13 protein-coding genes are annotated in these 18,229 nt (G+C 72.8%); 4 read left to right on the top strand and 9 right to left on the bottom strand.

Translation table 11 applies throughout. The features are described from left to right. Window positions 1-40: 40 nt before the first annotated feature. Complete coding sequence (gene treY, locus ACZ69Q_RS01770) at window positions 41-2,404, top strand: malto-oligosyltrehalose synthase (RefSeq protein ID WP_471034552.1); 2,364 nt, start codon at window positions 41-43, stop codon at window positions 2,402-2,404. 385 nt (window positions 2,405-2,789) lie between these two features. After that, window positions 2,790-4,040, top strand: coding sequence for a M14 family zinc carboxypeptidase (locus ACZ69Q_RS01765; protein WP_471034548.1), 1,251 nt, complete (start codon window positions 2,790-2,792; stop codon window positions 4,038-4,040). A 69-nt stretch (window positions 4,041-4,109) separates the two neighbouring features. Here the strand turns inward: ACZ69Q_RS01765 and ACZ69Q_RS01760 are convergent, their stop codons facing one another. The 3 genes from ACZ69Q_RS01760 to ACZ69Q_RS01750 form a co-directional block, all read right to left on the bottom strand. Continuing rightward, on the bottom strand, window positions 4,110-4,523 hold the full coding sequence (locus ACZ69Q_RS01760; protein WP_471034544.1) for an SSI family serine proteinase inhibitor: 414 nt from the start codon (window positions 4,521-4,523) through the stop codon (window positions 4,110-4,112). Then, window positions 4,520-5,890 (bottom strand): M14 family zinc carboxypeptidase, encoded by a 1,371-nt coding sequence (locus tag ACZ69Q_RS01755; RefSeq protein ID WP_471034542.1) that lies wholly within the window; start codon window positions 5,888-5,890, stop codon window positions 4,520-4,522. The genes ACZ69Q_RS01760 and ACZ69Q_RS01755 overlap by 4 nt, the downstream gene beginning before the upstream one ends. A gap of 139 nt (window positions 5,891-6,029) precedes the next feature. After that, complete coding sequence (locus ACZ69Q_RS01750; protein WP_471034539.1) at window positions 6,030-6,581, bottom strand: FHA domain-containing protein; 552 nt, start codon at window positions 6,579-6,581, stop codon at window positions 6,030-6,032. Between the two features lie 184 nt (window positions 6,582-6,765). Here ACZ69Q_RS01750 and treZ point away from each other — a divergent pair, with 184 nt between their 5' ends. After that, the gene (treZ, locus tag ACZ69Q_RS01745) at window positions 6,766-8,511 is read left to right on the top strand and encodes a malto-oligosyltrehalose trehalohydrolase (RefSeq protein WP_471034536.1); all 1,746 of its coding nucleotides are present in this window, start codon (window positions 6,766-6,768) and stop codon (window positions 8,509-8,511) included. A 147-nt stretch (window positions 8,512-8,658) separates the two neighbouring features. Here the strand turns inward: treZ and ACZ69Q_RS01740 are convergent, their stop codons facing one another. The 5 genes from ACZ69Q_RS01740 to phsA form a co-directional block, all read right to left on the bottom strand. Beyond that, on the bottom strand, window positions 8,659-9,606 hold the full coding sequence (locus ACZ69Q_RS01740) for an aminoglycoside phosphotransferase family protein (RefSeq protein WP_471034533.1): 948 nt from the start codon (window positions 9,604-9,606) through the stop codon (window positions 8,659-8,661). 61 nt (window positions 9,607-9,667) lie between these two features. Beyond that, window positions 9,668-10,795, bottom strand: coding sequence for an aminopeptidase P family protein (locus tag ACZ69Q_RS01735; protein ID WP_471034529.1), 1,128 nt, complete (start codon window positions 10,793-10,795; stop codon window positions 9,668-9,670). 107 nt (window positions 10,796-10,902) lie between these two features. After that, the gene (locus ACZ69Q_RS01730; RefSeq protein WP_471034527.1) at window positions 10,903-11,523 is read right to left on the bottom strand and encodes a LysE family translocator; all 621 of its coding nucleotides are present in this window, start codon (window positions 11,521-11,523) and stop codon (window positions 10,903-10,905) included. 70 nt (window positions 11,524-11,593) lie between these two features. Then, complete coding sequence (locus ACZ69Q_RS01725) at window positions 11,594-12,193, bottom strand: PDZ domain-containing protein (protein ID WP_471034523.1); 600 nt, start codon at window positions 12,191-12,193, stop codon at window positions 11,594-11,596. Between the two features lie 164 nt (window positions 12,194-12,357). Further along, complete coding sequence (phsA, locus tag ACZ69Q_RS01720) at window positions 12,358-14,250, bottom strand: O-aminophenol oxidase PhsA (RefSeq protein WP_471034519.1); 1,893 nt, start codon at window positions 14,248-14,250, stop codon at window positions 12,358-12,360. Window positions 14,251-14,414: 164 nt separating this feature from the next. On the opposite strand from phsA, the gene ACZ69Q_RS01715 reads away from it, so the two are divergent. Then, window positions 14,415-15,941 (top strand): hypothetical protein, encoded by a 1,527-nt coding sequence (locus tag ACZ69Q_RS01715; protein ID WP_471034515.1) that lies wholly within the window; start codon window positions 14,415-14,417, stop codon window positions 15,939-15,941. On the opposite strand, the gene cyc2 is transcribed toward ACZ69Q_RS01715, so the two are convergent. Further along, window positions 15,934-18,093, bottom strand: a complete 2,160-nt coding sequence (gene cyc2 / locus ACZ69Q_RS01710; RefSeq protein WP_471034510.1) for a germacradienol/geosmin synthase Cyc2 — start codon at window positions 18,091-18,093, stop codon at window positions 15,934-15,936. The genes ACZ69Q_RS01715 and cyc2 overlap by 8 nt on opposite strands. Between the last annotated feature and the right edge of the window lie 136 nt (window positions 18,094-18,229).

Here is an 18,229-nt window from a genome sequence, read left to right as displayed (position 1 = left end):
CGATGACACGAAGGGCGGCAGGGCGGGTACGTACGTTTCCATGACACCTGAGCGACCTGACCCGACGGTGCCGACCGCCACCTACCGGTTGCAGCTCCAGCCCGCGTTCCCGTTCGGGGCCGCCGCTGCGGCCGTGCCGTACCTGGCCTCGCTCGGCGTCTCGCATCTGCACCTGTCCCCCGTCCTGGAGGCGGTCCCGGGCTCGGGGCACGGCTACGACGTCGTGGACCACGCGCGCGTGCGCGAGGAACTGGGCGGCGAGGAGGGGCTGCGCGCGCTGGCCCGCACCGCGCGGGAGCACGGCCTGGGCCTGGTCGTGGACCTGGTGCCCAACCACATGGCCATGGCCCCGCGTCACAACCGCGCCCTGTGGGAGGTGCTGCGCGAGGGCCCCAAGTCGCCGTACGCGCGCTGGTTCGACATCGACTGGGAGGCACAGGGCGGCCGGATGCTGCTTCCGGTGCTGGGGCACCCGCTCGGCGAGGAACTCGGCCGACTGGAGGTGGACGGCGAGGTCCTGCGCTACTACGACCATGTGTTCCCGCTGCGCGAGGGCACCGAGGGACTGCCCCTGCCCGAGCTCCTGGACGCGCAGTTCTACCGCCCGGCGTGGTGGCGGCTGGCCCGCACCGAGCTGAACTACCGGAGGTTCTTCAGCATCTCGGAGCTGATCGGGGTGAGGGTGGAGGACCCGGAGGTGTTCGACGCCACGCACGCGAAGATCCTCCAACTGCTGCACGAGGGCGTGATCGACGGGCTGCGCATCGACCATCCCGACGGCCTCGCCGACCCCGACGGCTACCTCCGGCGGTTGCACGAGGCGACCGGCGGACGCTGGACGGTGGTGGAGAAGATCCTGTCGGACGGGGAGCATCTGCCCGCTGCCTGGCCGGTCGCGGGCACCACCGGCTACGACGCTCTGAGGCACGTCGACGGCCTCTTCACCGACCCGGCGGGGTTCGGGGAACTCCTCGGCCTGTACCGGCGGTTCGCGGCCCCGCAGACGGACCGGGGCGGCGACTGGGAGGCGACGGTGCGGCGCGCGGCGTACAAGGTGCTCACGCACGAGCTGGCCGCGGAGGTCGACCGGCTGACGCGGGTCGCGAGCCGGGTGTGCGCGACGTCCCCGGAGCCGGCGCTGCGCGACCGGGCGCCCTGGGCGCTGCGCACCGCCCTCCAGGAACTCCTCGTCCGGCTGGAGGTCTACCGGCCCTACGCCTGCGGGGACGCGGCCCGGGTGGTCACCGAGGAGGCCGCGGCCGAGGCCCGGCTCGCGTTCGCCGTGCCCGAGGAGGCCGACGCCGTCGGTGTCGTACGCGATCTGGTGCTCGGGCGGGCCGGGGACGGGCCGGACCAGTCGGAGTTCCGAACGCGGTTCGCGCAGACGGCGTCGGCGCTGCGGGCCAAGTCCGTGGAGGACACCGCGTTCTACCGCCATGTGCCGCTGCTGTCGGCGACCGAGGTGGGCGGGAACCCGGGGAGCCCCGCCGTCGCGCCCGACGAGTTCCACGCGTACTGCGCGCGCGTGCAGCGCGACTGGCCCGCGACCGGCACGGTCGTGTCGACGCACGACACCAAGCGCAGCGCCGACGTCCGGGCCGCGCTGGCCGTACTCACCGAGTGCCCGCAGCGCTGGGCGGACGTCCTGGCCGAGGTCACCCGCGACGGCGAGGGCGTACCGGACGCGCAACTGGCGTGGGCGGCCTGGCAGACGGTGTTCGGGCTGGGCGAGGCGGACGTCGAGCGCGTTCGGGGCGCGCTGCTGAAGCATGTGCGCGAGGCCGGGCTGTTCACGAGCTGGACGGAGCAGGAGCCGCCGTACGAGGAGGCGGTGGCGGCGTTCGTCGCGGCGGGCCCGTGCGGGGCGCCGGGCGAGCACGTGGTGGCCTTCCGGAGCGCTCTGGAGCCGCACATCCGGGCGAACATGCTCGGCATGGCCATGACCCACCTCACGATGCCGGGCGTCCCGGACGTGTACCAGGGCACGGAGGGCGAGTACCGGGCGCTGGTCGACCCGGACAACCGCCGCGCCGTGCGCTTCCCGCCCGAGGACCCGGGCGACAAGGGCGCGGTGACGAGGGCGGCGCTGCGGCTGCGCTCACGGCGCCCCGAGGTGTTCGGCGACTCGGCGTCGTACACGCCCGTCACCGCCGAGGGACCGGCCGCCGCGCACTGTGTGGCCTTCGTGCGGTCCGGAGAGGTGCTCACGGCCGTGACGCGGCTGTCGCTGCGGCTGACGCGGTCCGGCGGCTGGCGCGAGACGCTGCTGCCGCTGCCGCCCGGGCGGTGGGCCGATGTGCTGGCCCCGGAGCGTGAGTTCACCGGGCACGCGCGCGTGGAGGAGCTCTTCGAGCGGCTTCCGGTGGCCTTGCTGGAGCGGGTGGGTGAGGAGGGGCCGGTGTGAGGCGCATGCGGGGTGCGCGGAGTGAGGGTGCTCGGGGTCGGCCGTGCGCGCTCCCGGCGGGTACGGCTCTGCCGCGCGCCGTGGGAGCCCGCCCGCGACCGGCTCGGGCCCGCGCGCACTCCCGGGGCTTGTATACGGCGGTCGGCGCATGACGGCGAGCGACGGGTGCCTCGCACGCCCGTGCGCTCTGCGCCCAAAAGCGCAGGCGAACGCGGTTCGGTGCCCCGGCCGAAGGGACCCGTGACTCCCGCTGACGCAAGCCGCCCCGCCCTGCAAGCATTGAATGCAACTGGGCGCCCCGGGGAGGCTCCCCCGTCAACTCCTTGACAGCTAAACCAAACCGTGGGGTACTGCGGATTGCGAAGGCCAGGCGGACGTGACGGGGGTGAGTCTCCTGCCGGAGCTGCGCTACCCCTCCCTTGCCGAACTGGTGCTGTCCGCCCGCGCACTGGCCGCCCACCGACCCGCCCTGTGCACGCTGAGACAGGTGGGGGTCTCCCGGGCGGGCAGACCCCTTCATCTGCTGTCCATCGGCCATGCCCGGCGCGCCGTCCTGGTGGTCGCGGGCGCGCACTCCAACGAACCGACGGGTGGCCCGACCCTCCTCGCCGTCGCCGAACGGGTGCTGCGCGAGCGCGAGTTGCGGGCCGACATCTCCTGGCACTTCCTGCTGTGCGCGGATCCCGACGGGGCGAGTCTGCACGTCACCCCCGCTCCCCGCACCCTGTTCGACTACCACCTCGGCTTCTTCCGGCCCGCTGCGCCCGAGCAGCCCGAGTGGGCTCCGGCCGCGCTGCCGCCGGACCGGCTGCCGCCCGAGACGCGCGCGCTGACCCGGGTCATCGACGAGCTGCGGCCCTACCTCCAGGTGACCCTGCACGGCACCGATCTGGGCGGTAGCTGGGTGCAGTTGACCAAGGACGTCCCCGGGCTCGCCGAACCGTTCGCGAAATCCGCGGCGGAGCTGCACATCCCCGTCGAGACCGGCGCCTCCGACGCGGCGGGCTGGCCCGCGGCCGGCCCCGGGGTGCATGTGATGCCGGCGCCGGGGGCGGGCGCGGCGTATCCGAGCATGCCGGACGACGCGCGCAGCAGCACCTGGTACCACGTGCACCGCTACGGCGGGCTCACCGCGGTCGTCGAGGTGCCGATGTGGGCGAGCGACCTGGTGGACGACCCGGCGCCGCACCCGGACCCGGCCAGGGCGATGCGCCGGCTGTCGGCCCGGCTGCGGCGGGACGCGCTGGAGGTGGAGCGGGTGCTGGCCGACGCGCTCCCGCGGCTGGACGGCGTCGACGGGCCCTTGTTGCGGGCCGCGAAGTGGGCGCTGGAGCTGGTGCCGGGGCTGGCCGCCGACTGGACGCACACGCCGCCGGCCGACGACACCATGGCGTACGTCGGGAGCGTGGACGCCTTCGGGCGCCGGCTGCCGCTGCGGGCGGCGGCCATGCTGCTGCGGGTCCTGCACGAGACCGACGACCGCGGGGCACAGCATCTGGAGCACCTGGTGGCGACCTGGAGCGACTCCTTCGCCGAACGTTTCCGCGCCCGCTGGGTGCCCCTGGAGCATCAGGTCGAGCACCAGTCCCGCACGGTCGTCGCGGCGGCGCTGCACGCACGCGGACGAGCGGCCTGAACCGCGCCGCCACACGCGCGTGCAGCCCCGGTGCCCCGGACCCGCGCCCAGGGCCTGGGCCGTACGGCGTCAGCGGTCCAGCGCGAACACCGCCCCCGTCTGCGCGGCCAGCCCGCACCCGTTCGAGAACGTCTCCCGGTAGTCGACCGGGTGTCCGTTCCACTCCCCGCGCGCGTGGGCGGTCACCGGCGCGTAGATCATGGGGCAGAAGGCGTCCTTCTGCCGGAGCCGGCTGATGTCGCCGCCCACCCGGTCGAGGTCCGCGCAGGCCTCGGCCGCCCGTGCGTGACCCTGTGGCGGGTCGCACAGCAGCAGGGTGCCGGGCGTCCCGCCATGTCGGCCGTCGCCGCGGGTGACCGTGACGAAGAGCCAGTTGCCGGAGTCGGAGTCCTGTGCCGTCGCCGGCGGCGTGGCCGCGCCGAGGGCGAGGGCGGCGGCCGCCGCGAGCAGACCGCCTCGTACCGCTGAGATGCTTCGCGTCATTCCCGGTGTATCGGCACGGCGGCGCCGGCATTCCAGCCCGCCTCACCCGAACGGGAGCACGCGGGCGCGTGGCGCGCGGCGAGTTCGAACGCGGCGAGCACCACCCGCGCCTGGTACTCCACCTGGCGGGCGACCGGTATCCAGCGCGCCCCGCAGCCGTCGCGGTAGTCCTCGCACCACTCGTCGATGAGCCGGTCCAGCTCCGGCAGCGCCCCGGCCGGATCGCGCCCGGCGCCCGTCACGAGCTGGTGCAGCAGCCCGGCGGTGCGCAGGGCCAGACGCCGCCCGGCGATGCGCAGGGCCGCGAGGTGGGCGGTGCTGAGCGGAGGGAGGGCGTGCGCGCCGACGGGATCCTCGAGGTCGGGGTCCCAGGTGTCGGCCAGCCCGGGGCAGACCAGTAAATAGTCGTCGACCGGGGCGAGCAGCCGGGCCGTCTCCGGCCCGGCCGGCAGGTGCGGCCGTATGCGCTCCAGCAGTCGTTGCAGGACGCCCGTGTCATGGCGGAGCGTGTGGCTCACCATCCGCAGGACCGTTTCCTCATCTGCGGGCGGCGCACCGTCCTCCACCGCGGCCACACCCCACATCGGGGCCTCGACCACCGCGGTGACCGTGCCGTGCCGGTGCGGATGGAACCAGGTCGACTCGACGGCCGCCTCGGTGATCGCGGCGGCCAGGTCGCCCCGCCGGGGCCTGGGGATCCGGTAGACGGCGGGCCCCAGCTCCGGCCAGTACAGGGTGTCGTAGGGGCCGCGTTCCCGCGGGATGCCGAGGCGGGCGGCGGAGTGCGCGACGCGCTGGGCGAGGCCGGGCAGGTCGTGGGTGAGCTCGACGAAGCCGCCGCCGACGTCGACGCCGTGCAGCGAGCACTGGAGGAAGGGCCGCAGTTCGTCCTGGAGGTCGAGCAGGGCGCGGGTCTCGGGCAGCGTGGCGGAGTCCGCGCCGTCGGGCAGCCATTCGGGCTGTTCCAGGAAGCCCGGCCGGAAGAAGTGCCGGAAGTAGCCGCCGAGGGCGTACGGGCCGCGCAGCCAGCCCTCGTTGCGGCGCAGGCCGTCGGGGTCGAGGCACAGCAGCAGGTTCCAGGTGGCGTCGGCGCCCTCGTGCAGGCGGGGGTCGGCGAGCACCCGTTCGGCCAGTCGCAGTACGGTGCCGCCGCCGACCGGCTCGTTGGCGTGCGGCCCCGCCACGACCAGGGCCTGGCGGCTGCCGTGGCCAACGGACAGCAGCCACAGGGGTGTGCCCGCGCGGGAGGTGCCCACACGGCGCAACCGGGTGTCACGGGGGCGGCGGGCGACGAGTGCGGCCGCCCGGGCGCCGAGCTCGTCGACGGTCGGGTAGCGGAGGAGTGGCGGCAGGGCACACCTCCACAAATGTGGTGCCGTCGATTCACCTGGTGTGCATGGTGTACGCACAGTCAGTCACGAGTTGTCGACTACGTCAACACCGTGAAAGGCAAAGGGACTTACCTCGACAGTTCCGGTCGGGCGACGGCACGGGCCACCTGACGGCTCAGTGCAGGGCCAGGCGGAACGACATCCGGCCGAAGCCGACCTGGTCGCCCTCGCGGACCATGACGGCGCCGATCACCCGTCGGCCGTTCACCGTGGTGCCGTTGGTGGAGCCGAGGTCCCGCAGGACCCAGATACCGCCCTGGTGGCTGAGTTCGGCGTGCACCCGGGACACCGTCTCGTGGGTCAGCCGCAGTCCGTTGGCGGGGTCGCGGCCTATCCGCAGCGGATGGCCGCTCGTGGGGTGGGGCAGCAGCAGCTTGGGCAGCCGCTCGGCCTGCCATGCCCTGCGCAGCCGTACGGTGAAGCCGGAGAGCGCCTCGACGGTGCCGAACACCGCGCGCGACAGACGGCTCTCGGAGGGCAGGTCGGCGGTGAGCACGGCGAGCTCGTCCGCACGACGGGCGGCGAGGGCCAGTTCCATGCGCCGCACGAACGTGTCGTGCGACAGCCTGCCCATGGCGACGCCGTCACGCAGCACCTTCAGCGCCCTGTCGCGCTCCGCGTCGGAGAGCCGCGCGGGGTACGTGTTGAACTCGAATGACGACGTCACGGTGCTGATTGTCGGTCAGTGAACCCCGGGTGTCCAGAAAACGGGGAAACGACCGCCACGCTCGCGCGCCCGGCGCATCCGCCGCGACACCCGCCGCAAAAGGGAAGATTCAAAAGCGGATTGATCTCGTTTGAAGCACCATGGACGGGCTACATCACGGTGAGCAGACGAAGGGGAACCGTCCGTGCAGTTCGAGGTGTGGGCACCGCAGGCCGACCGTGTGACGCTCCATTGCGAGGGCGCCGCGCGCGCGTTGGAGCGCGATCCCGATCGCGCGGGATGGTGGTGGGGGGAGGCGGAAGCGCGGGACGGCACACGGTACGGCTTCGCGCTCGACGACGGCCCCGTGCTGCCCGATCCGCGCTCGCGCCGGCAACCGGACGGCCCGGACGGGCTGAGCGCGGTCGTCGACCAGGGCACCTACGCATGGCGCACCGAGTGGGCGGGCAAACCGCTGCCCGGTGCGGTGCTGTACGAGCTGCACGTGGGCACGTACACGCGCGAGGGCACGCTCGACGCGGCCGCCGAGCGCCTCGGACATCTGGCCGAACTGGGCATCACGCACGTCGAGTTGATGCCCCTGAGCCCCTTCCCCGGGCGGCACGGCTGGGGATACGAGGGCGTCTCGCTGTGGGCCGTGCACGAGCCGTACGGCGGGCCCGAGGCGCTGAAACGCTTCGTCGACCGGGCGCACGAGCTGGGCCTCGGCGTGGTCCTCGACGTGGTCCACAACCACTTCGGCCCGTCCGGGAACCATCTGCCCGCCTTCGGCCCCTACCTCACGGACACGCATCAGACGCCCTGGGGCGCCGCCGTCAACCTGGACGCGCCCGGCTCGGACGAGGTGCGCGCGTATCTCGTTCAGAGCTCGCTGGCCTGGCTGCGGGACTACCGGATCGACGGGCTGCGGCTGGACGCGGTGCACGCGCTGAAGGACACACGCGCGTGCCACTTCCTGGAGGAGCTGTCGACCGCCGTCGACGCACTCTCCGCCGAACTGGGCCGGCCCCTGTCGCTGATCGCCGAGTCGGACCTGAACGACCCCCGGCTGATCACCGCGCGCGAGAAGGGCGGCCTCGGCCTGCACGCGCAGTGGAACGACGACTTCCACCACACCCTGCACGTGGCCCTGACCGGCGAGTCCCAGGGCTACTACGCCGACTTCGCCCGTGCCCCCATGGCGGGCCTCGCCAAGACCCTCACCGGCGGCTACTTCCACGACGGCACCTACTCCAGCTTCCGCGGCCGCGGCCACGGGCGCCCGCTGGACCGTGCCCGCGTCGCGGCGCACCGGCTCCTCGGCTACGGCCAGACCCACGACCAGGTCGGCAACCGGGCCCAGGGCGACCGGCTCGCGGCGACGCTCTCCCCCGGCCTGCTGGCCTGCGCGGCCACGCTGACACTGACCGCGCCGTTCACGCCGATGCTGTTCATGGGTGAGGAGTGGGCCGCCGGGACGCCCTGGCAGTTCTTCACCGACCACACCGATCCGGAGCTCGCCGAGGCTGTACGGCGCGGCAGACGGCGGGAGTTCGCGGCGCACGGCTGGGCCGAGGAGGACGTGCCCGACCCGCAGGACCCGGCGACCCGGGAGCGCTCCTGCCTCGACTGGTCCGAGCTCGACGGCGAGCCCCACGCGCGTGTGCTGGCCTGGTACCGCCGCCTCATCGCCCTTCGCCACGAGCAGCCCGACCTCACCGATCCCGATCTCGCCGACACCAAGGTGGCCTTCGACGAGCAGGAGCGGTGGCTCGCCTTCCGCCGCGGCGACGTACGCGTGGCCGTCAACCTCGCCAAGGAGCCGGCGGCGATCCCGCTGGGGCCGCGCAAGGCGGACGTACTGGCGGCGTGGGAGCCGGTGGAGGCGCCGGGCGCGGACGGGGTGCTGCAGGTGCCCGGGGAGTCGGGTGTGGTGCTGTTGCAGGGTTGATGCCGAGCGGGAGGCGCCAGAGCTGGTCGCCTTCGTCCAGAGCTCGTCGTCCCCTTCATCCAGAGCTCGTCGTCCGTCGTCCAGAGATCGTCGTCCCCGTCGTCTAGAGCTCGTCGTCCGTCGTCCAGAGATCGTCGTCCCCCTCGTCTAGAGCTCGTCGCCTTCTTCGTCGTCCTCCCTGAGCTCCGTCACGCGCTCCAGCAGGATCGTCTCCCAGGCGTGGTGCAACTGCGCCCGCAGCAGCGCGAGGGGCACCTCGCCCTCGCCGTCGAGGCGGGCCGCGAGGTGGACCACCGCGTCGCAGCGGGCCAGCCACAGGCCGCGCAGGCAGGGGCGGGCGCCGTAGCCGGCGAGGGTGGCGGCGCGGACGGCGGCCGGTGATCCGACGGCGCGGGCCAGCCCGGCGATGTCCTCGGCGGGGTCACCGATGACGGTGTCGGCCCAGCCCAGGACGCCGCGCACCCGGCCGTCGGCGCTGACGACGAGGTGGTCGCCGGTGAGGGCGTGGTGGACGAGGACGGCGGTGCCGGGCTGCGCGGCGAGCTGCACGGCGGCCGGCTGGGTGAGCTGGCGCAGCCGGGTGGCGTCGAACTCGTCGGCGTCGGCCAGGCGAGCGGCTGCGCTCTCGGCGCCCCGGCGCAGGGCATCCAGCGGGCGCGGTGCGGCCCGCGGCACGCCGAGCGTCTCGGCCTGCCGCACCGGGACCTCGCGCAACCCCGTGAGCAGCCCGGCCAGGTCCGCCTCCCCGACGGCGGAGACGTCGTGCTCCGCGCCCGACCCGCCGGGGACCTTGGTGTCCAGGGTGTAGCTCAGCCCGGGCGCCCACTCGCCGTACGCGACGCTGGTCGGCACCGCGACGGGGACGTGCGGCCGGACGAGGTCGCGCAGACGCAGTTCGCGGCGCCTGCGGACGGCGGTCTCCCGGTCGGGGGCGAGGCGCAGCACGTGGCGGGTGCCGACCCACCAGGTGGCGGGTCGGGCGCCCGGGGAGGCGGGCCGGACCTCGGGTCCTGCCGAGTCGTCCACGCCGTCCTTGAGCAGGGAACGGACCAGTCGGCGGACGGTGTCCGCTGTGGGTGTCGGTGCCTGGGTCATGGTCGCGCCGCTGTCGCTCGGGGGTCTACGGGGGCTCCTTGCGCCGGGATCGGTCGGCGGGTCAGTCGACTATGACCAGCTCGCGGGTCGTGTCGTTGAGGCGCCGGCCGCCGTCCTCGGTGACCGTCACGATGTCCTCGATCCGCACTCCGAACCGGCCGGGCAGATACACACCGGGCTCCACGGAGAAGCACATGCCGGGCACGAGGGGCTGCTCCTCGCCCTCGATCATGTACGGCGGTTCGTGCGTGGTGACGCCGATGCCGTGCCCGGTGCGGTGGATGAAGTACTCGCCGTATCCGGCGTCCGCGATCACCGCGCGGGCGGCCCGGTCGACCTCCTGGCAGGCGACGCCCGGCCGCACCGCCCTGAAGCCCGCCTCCTGGGCCTCGCGGACCAGGTCGTGGACCCGGCGCTCCTCCTGGGTGGGTGCGCCGACGTGGACGGTGCGGGAGGTGTCGGAGCCGTAGCCGTCCTTCAGGCCGCCGAAGTCGAGGACGACCATGTCACCGTTCTCGATCAGCCGGTCGCCCACCTCGTGGTGCGGGTTGGCGCCGTTGGGCCCGGACGCGACGATCGTGAAGTCGACCTGGGAGTGGCCGAAGCGGCGCAGCAGAGCGGCCAGGTCGGCGGCCACCTCGGACTCGCGGCGACCGCCGAAGCGCACCCCCCGGATCTCCTCGAACGCGGCGTCGGCGGCGGCACCCGCGGCGGCCAGCAGCTCCAGCTCGGCGGCGTCCTTGACGGCGCGCAGCATCGGCAGCGCGTCGGTGAGGGAGGCGTACGAGGTGCCGGGCAGCGCCTGCTGGAGTGCCAGCAGGTGCATCGCCCAGGCGTTGTCGCTGATGCCGAACCGGCCGCTCGCGTGGAGGAGGGCGGCGGTGGCGGCGTAGGGGTCCTTGCCGTCGGTCCAGTCGCGCAGGGTGAGGCCGGGAGCGCCGGAGGCCTTCGCCGCGTCCGGGGCCTCCAGGGCGGGGACGACGAGCACGGGGTCCCGGCCGGGGACCAGGACCAGCAGGGTGAGCCGCTCGGTCTCGGCGGTGGGCGCGTAGCCGGTGAGCCACACCAGGTCAGGGCCGGGTGCCACGAGGAGCCCGGCAAGGCCCGCGTCGGCGGCCGCGTGTGCGGCGCGCTCCATACGGTCGCGGTAATCGTCCGCGGTGAAGGGCGCGGGTGCGGTGCCGGTCATCCGGGCCTCCCTGGGCGCTGATAAGGACTACGGGCAGCATCCTGCCCGGACGCGAGGGGCGGCGCGAGCCGGTCGGCGGGACTCGCGGACGGCTGCTCCGGCACGGCTCAGCCCTCCAGCGCCATGCGGACCCCGAGAAGCAGTAGCACGCCTCCGGAGACCTGCTCCAGGCGCCGGCGCACGCCGGCGCGGGACAGTACGGACTTCAGCCTGCCCACGAACCACACGTACAGGCCGTAGTAGCCGACCTCGTAGACCGCCCACAGCGCGGCGAGGCCGACCATGGCCAGCAGGTGCGGGGCGCCCTGAGGTACGAACTGCGGCAGGAAGGACATCGCGAAGACGGCCGCCTTGGGGTTGGCGAGGTTGAGCAGCAGTCCGCCGCGGTAGGAGGCCCAGCCGCTCTTCGGCGCGCCCTCCCAGGCGGCGTCCTGCGCGCCCTTGGCACGGCGCGCCTGCCGCAGCGCCTGGATGCCGAAGCCGACGAGGACGATCGCGCCGACGACCCGCATCACGTCGTACGCCACCTCGGAGGCCGTCAGCAGCGCGGTCAGGCCGAAGGCGGCGACCACGCCCCAGATGAAGACGCCGGTCTCGTTGCCCAGCACGGTCAGGAAGCCGGAGCGCCTGCTGTGCAGCGACTGCTTGATGATCAGCACCGTGCTCGGGCCGGGCGAAGCCGCGATGAGGGTGCACGCCCCCAGGAAGGCGAGGAGAGTGGTCGGCATGGGGTCATCGTGGCCCTGCCGGCGGAACGTGACCAGTGGTTTTCACGGACTGCCGGACGGGCGCGGGCGCTCAGGTGACGACGCCCGGGACCACCTTGAGCTGCTGGTGGCCTCCGCCGCGGTGGCGCACCGTCAGGGTGACCTCGTCGCCCGGACGGGACCCGGCGACCGCTCGCGCGAGGTCGGCGGCCGAGTCCACGTCCGTCTTTCCGAATGCCAGGAGCACATCGCCCCGGACAAGGCCGGCCGTGTACCCCGGCCCCGGGACATGCACGCCGACGACCAGGGCGCCCGGCCTGTCGTCGTCCACGGCCTCCACGCCCAGGGTCGCTGCGACGGCCGGCGACGGCGCGGAGGTCGCCGCCGCGGACGGCGCGGTCGGGGAACCGGGGTGCGCGGAGACGGCCGGGCTCCCGGGCACTCCCGGCCCGGCCTGCTTCTGGAGCTCGGCGAGTCTGGTCATCCCGATCACCGTGGCCCCCAAGGTGCCGAGTCCGATCCCGGTCAGGATCAGGACCGCCCCGGCCAGCAGGGCGCACAACAGGGTCGTGAACCGTCGGCCCCGGCGCCGGGGCGCGGCATGCGGACGCCGCACGCCGGGTGCGGGCGTCTCGCCGTCACCGGGCCCCTGACCAGGCATGGGCTTGGGTCGCAACGCAGTCTGTTCCATCGGATCGCCTCCAGCAGGTGACTACCCTTCGCACCGGCGCACAACGAGCCACGATCGAGTGAGACTGACCGGTGGTCAGTGTGCGCAGCGGGTCGCTGGAGGCGTCCGGGCCGGCGTGCGCGCGTGACGTGCGGACCACGCCACGCGCGCGAGTGCGTCGGCCGTCAGCCCGTGTGTCCCTCCCCGTGGCCCTCGTGACCGCCGTGACCGGCGCCGTGGTCGAACTTGAGCGCCTCCGGGGGCATGACGACGAAGGGGCGCATCATGCCCATGTCCTCGTGTTCGAGGAGGTGGCAGTGGTACATGAACCGGCCGTACGCCCCGTCGAACTTGCCCATGACGCGCAGCATCTGGTTGCCCGGCACCCGGAAGACGTCCTTGTGGCCGAGCTCGTTGGGCGCCAGCGGGATCGTGGTGCCGGCGTCGTGGCGGATCGGGCTGCGGGTGCCGCCGATCGCCGGGTCGAAGCCGGAGACGTCGTAGGCGTCCCGGCCGAGCAACTGGAAGTCGGCCAGGTGGATGTGCATGGGGTGGACGATCGGCGCGAGGTTGAGGAAGCTCCACTGCTCGTGGCTGCCCTCGGCGATGGTGAAGCCCAGGCCGTCGTTGAACGTCCGGGCCGTGCGCCGGTAGGTCTTCGTCTTCCCGTCCGGTCCGGTGACCTGGATGACGCCCTCGGTGGGGACCTGGATGTCGCCCGGCTCGGCGACCTCCGTCATCTCCCAGATCTCCGGGTGGCCGCCGCCTCCCTTGGTGGCGGGCGGGGTGAGGACGATCAGCCGGTGGCCGTGCTCGATGTCGTGCGTCAGCCGGCGGAAGGAGCCGGAGAGCACGTCGGGCAGTTCGAAGGTGTCCGTCTCGCAGCTCTCGCGGACCCGGAACTCCATGACCGCCGGATAGCGCACGTCACCGGCCGGGTCGGGCACACCCGGCGGCTGGTTGCGGCCCTTGTTGACCAGGCGGAGCCGCCGGCCCGCGAGGCCGCGGAAGTCGACGAGCAGATCGAAGCGCTCGGCCGGCGCCGCGGTCAGCGTGGGCAGCGCGCCGTCGAAGTCGACGGGCACCGGACGCGGCAGCAGTCCGCCGTCGCTGCCGATCTGGTGCATGATGCCGGGTGCCGGATTGTCGTCCTCGTCGACCAGGACGAGGTCGTAGATACGCGCGTTGGACGCGTTGACCAGCCGGAAGCGGTACCAGGCGTCGTCCACGTCGGCGTACGGCCAGATGCGGCCGTTGACCGTGGTGTACGGGCCGCTGAACGGGATGGAGACCGGCTTGCCCGTCTCCGGGTTCTGCTGCTGGACGATCACCGTCTTGTGCAGCAGCCGGCCGTTGAGCCGGCCGTCCTCGTCGGTGTCGAGGTTGCGGTCGGCGAGCAGCAGCGGGATCTCCCGCTCCCCGCAGGGCAGATGGAGGGCGTCCTCCTCGTCGTCACGGACGAGGTAGGTGCCGTACAGGCCCGTCATCACGTTCCACCGTGTGATGTTCATGGCGTGGTCGTGGTACCACCACTGAACTGCCTGATGGTCGTTCGGATACTCGGCGAGCTGGGCGTCGCCGAAGCCGACCGCGTTGTCCGCCCAGCCGTCGTTGCCGCCGCCCGTCTGGGCGCCGTGCAGATGGGTGACCGACCAGGCGGGCAGGGCGGCGACGTCCTTGTCGGGCTCGACGCCCTCGCGGCCGGGCTCGGTGGTGGACTGCGGGCGGCCGTCCGTGCGCAGCGGCACCTCCACCGAGGTGACCGGGTACTCGCTCTCCTTGGGGATGCGGTTGGTCCAGGCGATGCGCACGCGCTGTCCGCGCCGCACCTCGATGGTCGGGCCCGGTACCTGGCCGTCGTATCCCCACATCAGGGTCGGCGGTAGCTGCGGGTGCAGGCGCACCCAGGTCGGGCGTAAGGCGATCTCGGTCTCGTGCAGGACGTCTTCGGAGGCCGGGCGCAGGACGGGCGGGACGGGCAGCGGGGCCACGTACGGCGTGAGTTCGCCGGTGTCGAGCGGCTGCTCCTTCTCCGTCTTGCCGTCGCTGTCCGTGAGCCTCTCGATGATGTCGGTCAAGGTCGAACACCCCCGTGTGTTCTCGTTGTCTGTTCCACTCACCCCAGAGGACTCCCGGCGCACCGACGAAGTTCCCTGAATATCCCGTTCCGGACGAAAAGTTTCGGAAGCCTCATCCGGAGGCGGGAAGTCCGCTGTCAGTGGCGGCTGTTACGTTCTGTGACATGACCGATCGCGCGCTGCGGCTGCTCCGGCAGAACCCTCGTCTGGCCGAACTGGCCGCCTTCCCCTTCAACTTCGACCTGTCCCGGGCGGCCCACGGCCACGTCGAGGAGGTCCGCCTCGCATCGGGCGGACCGCTGGAGGTGCTGGCCGGGGACGACACGGGCGGTACGTACTTCGTGTGCGCGGACGGGTCGGTGCTCTACGCCGACTCGGAGGGCGGCGCCGGGGTCCTGGGCTCCGGTGTCGACGAGGCACTCGACATCATGACCGGCCTGCCGGGCTGGCACGACTACTTGGGTCTGTCGCCGCAGGACGGCGAGGAGAAGATCCTGGCATGCGTCGCGGAGACCGAGGAGGAGATCCGCGAGTACTACGGCATCGACGAGGAGCGGGCCGAGCTCCGTGCCGCGCTGGGCTTCCCGGAGCGTTCGGCGGTCGAGCTCGTCGGCATGCTGCATGCCGCGCTGTCACGCACCGAGCCGGACTTCGTGCTGCTCAACGCCGAGGAGGGGGGCGCCTACGAGCTGATCGGCCCGCCCGCTCCCGCGCTGTGGGAGCCGGTGCTCGCGTCCGGCCGCGCCGATCTCGCGCTCCTGCGGGCGGGCGACCGTACGGCGTGGGAGGTGGTGGCCGGGGACCCCGTACGGCGCCGACTCGCCCTGCGGGCGGCGCAGTTCGACCGCGCGGACGACGACTCGGGGCTGTTGCGGCACCTGCTGCGGCACGAGGCGCGGTCCTCGATGACCGACGAACTGCGGCTGGCCGCCGTGCTGGTGGGGCTGCGCGCAGACACCGGGGACCTGCCGCTGCTGCACGAGGTGCGGGAGACGGACTTCGACACCGCGTGCGGGCTCGGCGGGATACCGGAACCCGGCGCGGGCGCGGACGAGTTGCGGCAGTGGGCGCAGGAACTCGACGAGACCATGTTCGGTACGGACCCCGCGGACGAGCCGGTGTCCACCTGGACCGACCTGGCCCGCGACCAGGGCATGACCGAGCTCGCCCGGGTCGCCCTGATCCGCGGCCTCGACGAGATCGTCATGGACCAGAGCAGACTGCGCCGTCCCGACGCGCCGCGCGGCCTGACCACGGCCCCGCTGCGTGCGCTGGCCCGGGACTTCGAGGAACTCGGCGACCACACCCAGGCACTGCGCGCCCAGCGGCTGTACACCGCGCTGCAGGAGACGGCGTGGGACCGGGTTTCCGCCCGCGTGGACCAGACCCGTTTGGAGCGTGCGGCCGGTCAACTGCCGCAGGCCGTAGCCACGTCGGCGGCCCTGCGGGACACCCTGGCCGCGCCCGGGGACGACTCCCTGCGGCACTGGCAGGGCGTGAACCTCGGCCGCTTCATCGCCGAGGAGCACTACCGGCTCACCCGGGCCCTGGCCGACGCGGACCGCGCGCAGGAGGCCCGCGCGCTTCTCGCGGCCGCCGACGCGATACTCGGCGAGCTCCACGAGAACGCCGCGAAGGGCGTACGGGAGCTCGCCGAGGAGACCGCGGCGCGGGTGAGGGAGGTCAACTGAGGACGGGCACGGCGGGTCCGCGGTCCGGCAGGAAGCCGTGGGCGCGCCGGGCCAGGTACTCGGCCTTGTAGCGGTCGACCTTCTGGTGCCAGTTCAGGATGCCCGCCAGCCAGTTCTGGAGGTCGGTCACATAGTTCCGCATGACTTCCCTGGCCTCCTCGGAGAGCCCGAAGTCGTCGTACACGACCGGTAGTTCGTGAGCGGCCACGTGCTCGAACTGCTGCATGCGCTGGGTCATCAGGTCGTGGACGACGTCGAGCGCGGTCGGGTAGTCGATGCCGAAGAAGTTCTGCACGACCAGGATCGCGTTGTGGATCTCGCCCTCGTACTCGATCTCCTTCTGGTACGAGAAGACGTCGTTGAGAAGGCACGCGTAGTCGATGGCGGCGTTCTCCAGCGAGCGGACGGGTCCGCTGCGGTACACCTCCGGGGGTACGGCGGGGCCGTGGCCCATCCGGCACAGGCTGAGGGTGAGGTCGGAGCCGAAGGTGGCGCGCCGCATCTCCAGGTAGTCGACCGGGTCGGGGATGCGGTGCTGGAGCTGGTTGGACAGCTCCCACACCCAGCTCTCGGTCATGACGTCCACCGAGTCCTTCATGGTGCGCCGCTCGTCGGGTGTCATCTCGGCGGTCGTGCGCGCCCACAGGTCGATCAGGCCGCGTTCCATGCCGTTGACCGGGACGAGTGCCGGCTCGCCGGCGACGGGCATGCAGTCCGACAGGCGCCGGGTGGTGAGCCGGGCGGCGGCCAGGTCGCGGCGGTTGCCGAAGACGAGGGGGTAGTAGTCGTCGCCGTAGGTGCCCCAGGCGAGCCAGTGGGCGCTGAGGTCGAGGGCCTCGGGGGTTCCGTCGGGGTCGAGGCCCGCCGAGCACAGCGCGAGGTCGTAGGCGGCGAGTTTGTCCTCGTCCCAGACGCCCTCCTGGAGCATGCCCATGCGGTGCATCCACTCGGTCAGCCGGCCGCGGGTCGCGGCGAGGTGCGGGCTGATCTCCACCGCGAAGGGCATGTGGAAGTCGGGGAGCCGGGACGGGCCGACCTTCTGGAACGGCACGTGCGTGTACGCGCGCAGGCGTTCGGCGCCGGCCGAGGCGAGCAGCGCGCCGACGTCGGCGGCGGAGGTGCCGGGGCCGGTCAGGCCGTGCCACGCCGCGGTCGGCCGGGCACGCGCGTTCATGTACCGGCTGGAGCGCATGTGCCACTCGTGGCCGCCGGACTGCCAGTCCTGCAGTCCCTGGGTGTAGGCGGCGACCGCGGCGACCTCCTGAGGCGTGAGCCCGTTCTCCAGCGCGACGGCGGGGACCTCGGTGAGGGCGGTGTGCTCGAACTGGTGCAGTCGGGAGGTGAGGACGTCGTTGACGATGTCGGCGGCCTGCTGGGTGGTGCAGCCGAAGAAGGTCTCCAGCACCAGGACGCCGTTGCTGAGTTCGCCCTCGTCCTCGACCTCGCGCTGGTAGGAGAAGAGGTCGTTGCGCAGGTGGACGGCGTCGGAGAACGTCTCCATCAGCACCCTGAGCGGCCTGGACTCGGCGACGGACGCGGGGACTTCGGCGGTGGCGTACTCCACCAGGCCCGAGGACCAGGGGGCGCCGCCGACCTTGCGGCGCATCTCGATGTACTCGACGGGGTTGGCGATACGCCCCTCGTTGATGTTGGACAGCTCCCACAGGGACTCGTTGAGCAGGTGCTCGGTCGCGACGGAGAAGCGGCGGCGCCAGTCGGCGGACATCCTGGGCACCGTGCGCGCCCACAGGTCGGCGAGACCGGCCTCGACGGGGTTCTGCGGCTCCGGCATCGGTGTCGACGGGTCCATCGGCATGAAAAGGGGCAGCCGGTCGAGATATGCCTTGCCGCCGACGCGGTCCTGGGTGCGCTTGAAGGTCTCCAGGAAGTGGTCGTCGAAGAAGAAGACCCACACGTACCAGTCGGTGATGAGGGAGAGCGCGGGGCCGTCGCACTCGGGGTGGGTGTAGGCGCAGAGCAGGCCGTAGTCGTGCGCGTCCAGGTCGGCCTGCTCCCAGATCCCGGACCCCTCCAGCATGCCCATCTTGCGCGCCCATTCGGTCGAGTGGGCGCGCGCCTCGTCGACATGCGGGTTCAGCCGCGCGGGATACGGCATGTAGAAGTGCGGGAGTTCGAAGGGCTGCTGCGTCATGGCCGGGCCCTACCCCCGGCCTTGAACGGGCATCCGCGGCGCGGGACATGATCACACCATCGCGTGAATGAGGGATGAATCCGGGAGTTCTCGCCGGGCCTTGTGGCGTTCACCTCTACGCGCGCAGACTTTTCCA

It is taken from the genome of Streptomyces sp. NPDC036764 (genome assembly GCF_055609385.1).
The sequence above is the reverse complement of the archived record's forward strand: the minus strand, read 5'-3'. Positions and strand labels throughout refer to the sequence as shown.

Coding starts and splice junctions, on each gene's coding strand:
- ACZ69Q_RS01760 (WP_471034544.1), bottom strand. CDS start 4,523: ATGACGCGAAGCATCTCAGCGGTACGAGGCGGTCTGCTCGCGGCGGCC.
- ACZ69Q_RS01740 (WP_471034533.1), bottom strand. CDS start 9,606: ATGACCCAGGCACCGACACCCACAGCGGACACCGTCCGCCGACTGGTC.
- ACZ69Q_RS01715 (WP_471034515.1), top strand. CDS start 14,415: ATGACCGATCGCGCGCTGCGGCTGCTCCGGCAGAACCCTCGTCTGGCC.
- ACZ69Q_RS01725 (WP_471034523.1), bottom strand. CDS start 12,193: ATGGAACAGACTGCGTTGCGACCCAAGCCCATGCCTGGTCAGGGGCCC.
- treY (WP_471034552.1), top strand. CDS start 41: ATGACACCTGAGCGACCTGACCCGACGGTGCCGACCGCCACCTACCGG.
- ACZ69Q_RS01730 (WP_471034527.1), bottom strand. CDS start 11,523: ATGCCGACCACTCTCCTCGCCTTCCTGGGGGCGTGCACCCTCATCGCG.
- cyc2 (WP_471034510.1), bottom strand. CDS start 18,093: ATGACGCAGCAGCCCTTCGAACTCCCGCACTTCTACATGCCGTATCCC.
- ACZ69Q_RS01735 (WP_471034529.1), bottom strand. CDS start 10,795: ATGACCGGCACCGCACCCGCGCCCTTCACCGCGGACGATTACCGCGAC.